The organism is bacterium (assembly GCA_021372515.1).
Classification (GTDB): Bacteria; Gemmatimonadota; Glassbacteria; order GWA2-58-10; family GWA2-58-10; genus JAJFUG01.
In genome coordinates this window covers 1-3715 of sequence record JAJFUG010000142.1, presented here as the reverse complement: position 1 = coordinate 3715, position 3715 = coordinate 1, and the positions used below count along the sequence as shown (strand labels likewise).

Sequence of the window (3715 nt, the reverse complement as noted above, 5' to 3'; positions counted from 1 at the left end):
TTTCTTGAGCAGGTCGTAGCGGTTCTTGCAGCGCTCCAGGAGCCTCTCGGTGGGTTCGTCGTAGATCAGCACCACCAGTTCCTGTCGCCAGCCGCGCTCATCCCAGTGCGTGCGTATCTGGCGCAGGCCCTCCATGAACAGCTCATCCAGCTTGGGGCTCACCGGCGGGCCGACTATCGCCTTGCCGTCGATCACCGCGCTGGTGTCCACCGGCAGGCCGAACGCCCGGGCCAGGGCGGTCTCATAGTGCAGGGAGTGGTCGTTGCCCAGGCTTATCACCACCGGCCCGTCCATGCCCGCGGCATCCAGGTGCGCCATCAGGCTGTCCTGGCCGGTGAAATCGAGCACGAGCTTGCCGTCCACGTTCCGCACCTCGATCCCGGTGTTGCCCCAGAACATCTGGACCGCGTCCAGACCGTGCTCTTTCATGTCCGCGTACCAGGGGGTGGGAAGGTCGGTGGAGGCCATGAACACCCCGGCCGTGAGCGGTGACTGGCTGAGCTTGAACGGCAGGACCTCGCAGACAACGGGCAGCTCGGACGTGGCCGGGCCGCACTCCACGCGCAGGGTGGCGTTGTAGGTCCCGGCCGGGGCGTCCTCGGGCGGGTGCACGGTCAGCCAGATGAAGCGTGTGGTGTCGGGACCCACTGCCAGCGGGCCGTCCAGGGGCGCCAGGCGGTTGAGCGGCGTGCTGTCGGCCCGGCTGACCACAGTGCTCAGCTCGCACCATTCTGCGGGGAGTCCCTGGCCCTGGGCGGCCGGGACCAGGCTCACCCCGGCGCTGCCGCCGCCGGGCGAGCGCAGGGCGCACACCGCAGGCTCGTACTCACCGGGCGTGACCCGCAGGCTGAGCGCCGCCTCCGGCTTGGCTGGCGGTGTGGCCGCGCGGTCCAGGGGCGCCAGGTACGACTGCGGCCAGAGGCTCAGCGAGCCGTGGGAACAGCCCAGGGACAGGACCAGGATCAAGGCCGCTGTAAAATATTTTTTCATGCTCTCTCCGGTTCAGGTGTTCGAGGCCGGCCCGGGGAGGTCGGGCGGCCGAGGGTCAATTCAGCTCCAGCGGCTGTGATGGGTTCCCGGCAGCCAGTAGAGCATGCCCGGGCCGGGCGGGTTCGCGGCGAACCAGCGCCTGAACTGCGCGCTGTCCCGCACCCCGGCCCCGAGCACGGCGCGGCAGAGGTCCACCCCGCGCACTCCCTCCGTGCCGCGCAACTCAGCCTTGAGCGCCAGGATCGCTCGGCGGGTCTCATCGGTCAGCACCCGCGTCACCGCGTCGGCGAAACGCTCGGCCCAGTGGGCGTCCGGATGGTCGTGGGCCACGTGCCAGCAGTCGATTTTCCAGCTCTCGCCCTCCGCGTCGCGGACTTTCAGGCTCCAATACAGCCCGCGGTCCGGGGTTTCCAGTGCGTTGACAAAGTGCACCTCTTGCACCTCGGGCCGCACGGCGGCCTGGGCCATCACCTCGAAACCATGCCGCATCTCCGGCCGCTCGGAGTAGACCTCCATGTCGATGTCCAGCGCGCCAACCATCCCGTAGCGCACCGCGCCGACCAGCACCGGCTCGCCGTGTTTGCGCCAGAGGTCGAACAGCTCCAGGCGCTCCAGGAGCCTCAGCGCGCGCAGGCGTTTCGATTCGGCGAGGCTGAGAATGTCTTCCATCATCCCCTCTCTCATATCGTTGTCCGGATCATCTCCGGACCGTTCACGGTGAATTCGTTTTTCAGGTGCATTGCTGCCTGCGGACCAGGCTGGCCGCGCCGTAGAGCACGGCGGCCTCGCCCAGGGCGGAGCGGACTATCCGGGTGCGGTTGCGCCTGACCCGATGGCGCTCCACCACCTCGTGCATGGTGTCGCTGAACAGGTCCCAGGATTCCGCGGCTGAGCCGCCCAGCACCACCACCTGCGGGTCTATCAGGTTGATCAGCCAGGAAAGGCCGATCCCCAGGTCCGCGCCGAAAGAGCGGAACACCTCGCACGCGGCGGGCTCAGCCTCGCGCGCCCGGGCCGCCACCGCTGCACCGTCCAGCTCCGCGCCGCTCAACTCACGGTAGAGCCGGGAGACGGCCGTGCCGGAGACCCGGTTTTCGAAGATATCCCCCTCGAACGGGCAGCGCCAGAGTTCTCCTGCGGCGCCATGCGCCCCGCGCCGCAGGCAGCCGTCTACGATCACTCCCAGTCCGAACCCCGTTCCCAGGGTGACCCCGCAGCAGTCGCGCGCCCCGGTCGCCGCGCCGACCGCAGCCTCGCCCAGCGCGAAACAGCCGGCGTCGTTCTCCAGAGTCACCTGTGCCCCGAGCCGCCCGGCCAGGCCCGCGGCCAAGGGGAAATCGCTCAGGGTGGGCAGGTTGGGCGAGGCGTCGATCCGGCCGCTCGCGTAGTCCAGGGTGGTGGGCACACCCACTCCGACTCGATGGATAAGCTTCGGGTCCACTCCCGAGGCCTCCACCGCGCGCCGGAAAGTCCGGGCGATCCAGTCCAGCAGCATCTCCGGCTCGGCGGTGGCGTTGGTCGGCGCCCGGGTCAGCCCCAGTGGGGCTCCCTCCGGCCCGAACACCGCGCAGACAGTCTTGGTCCCGCCGATATCGATCACCCCGCAGAACGGGCTTTCCTGTCTCGTCATCGCCCCGCCTGTCCGTGCTGTTGGCGCTCTCAGCGGTTGAGCCGCCAGAGGCCCCAGGTGAGCCGGGCGGCGAAACTGACCCAGAGCAGGTAGGGCAGAAGGAGAGCCGCCGCGACCGGGTCAAGTTGCAGGAAAAGGTAGATGGTCAGTGCCAGGGCCACCCAGAGCAGGGCTATCCCGGTCAGGCCGGCGCGTGTCGAGCGCAGGCCGAAAAACAGGCCGCTCCAGGCGGCGTTGAGCGCCAGTTGCAGCGCGAAAGCGGCCAGGGCCGGCCGCACCCCCCCGGTCGAGATCCCTTTGCGCCAGATCAGAAAGAGCGCCAGCCCCATCAGCAGGTACAATGTCACCCAGACCGGGGCGAACACCCAGCCCGGCGGGGTGAGACTCGGCTTTTTGAGGCCCTGGTACCATACCGGGATGGCCGGGCGGGTGAACAGCGAGCCGATAACACCCGCCCCCAGGCAAAGGAACAGGCTGAGCAGCAGCCTGAACGAATCAACGGTCGATAGGCCGAACATGGCGCTTCTCCCCGCTGGAACCGGCGCCGGAACACAACTACGGCAGCGCGGTCATTTCTTTGCCGCCGGGATGAAAGTGACTTTTACGGTCAGCGGTGCGTTCAGCGGCACGCCCGGCGCGGGGTGCACGTTGCGCACCACATAGGGCAGGCGGATCTGGCGCACACCGCTCAGGCTGTCGGCCCGTGCGGACAGGCTCAGGCACACCACCGCGCGTGGCTCCAGGGTCACGGTGGGCGGGAAATGCAGCTCGGTCAGGCTGTCGGTCGCGGCCAGGTGGAACGGCAGGTCGCTGAGGTTTCGCACCTGGAGCAGGGCCGTGCCCTTGCCGGTGATTGTCAGCTCCGGGTTGACCAGCTCGAAGGAGGCTTCGTACAGCGGACGGAGCTGACTCTCCACCCCGTAGAGCGTATCCCGGCAGAGCACCGCGGTGCGGTGGGCGAACAGGGCTTCGCGAATCGCGTTCTCGCTGTTTTCGGTGGCGAACACCAGGGTCACGGTGCGGCGGTCGCCGCCGTAGGGGTCGTACTCCATGAACACCGGGTCGTGTACATCCGAGTTGCCCAGCATGGTCAGG

Annotated in this window: 5 protein-coding genes; all 5 read right to left on the bottom strand. The window is 68.5% G+C overall.

Annotation, left to right across the window (positions count from 1 at the left end; genetic code table 11):
- On the bottom strand, positions 1-990 hold a 990-nt coding region (locus LLH00_13490; GenBank protein MCE5272286.1), incomplete at its 3' end, for a hypothetical protein.
- A gap of 60 nt (positions 991-1050) precedes the next feature.
- Positions 1051-1662, bottom strand: a complete 612-nt coding sequence (locus tag LLH00_13485) for a hypothetical protein (protein MCE5272285.1) — start codon at positions 1660-1662, stop codon at positions 1051-1053.
- 58 nt (positions 1663-1720) lie between these two features.
- Entirely contained in the window at positions 1721-2620 is a 900-nt protein-coding gene (locus LLH00_13480; protein ID MCE5272284.1) for an ROK family protein, read from the bottom strand.
- A gap of 29 nt (positions 2621-2649) precedes the next feature.
- Entirely contained in the window at positions 2650-3138 is a 489-nt protein-coding gene (locus LLH00_13475) for a tryptophan-rich sensory protein (protein MCE5272283.1), read from the bottom strand.
- Between the two features lie 51 nt (positions 3139-3189).
- The coding region (locus tag LLH00_13470; protein ID MCE5272282.1) for an Sb-PDE family phosphodiesterase at positions 3190-3715 on the bottom strand (526 nt) is incomplete at its 5' end.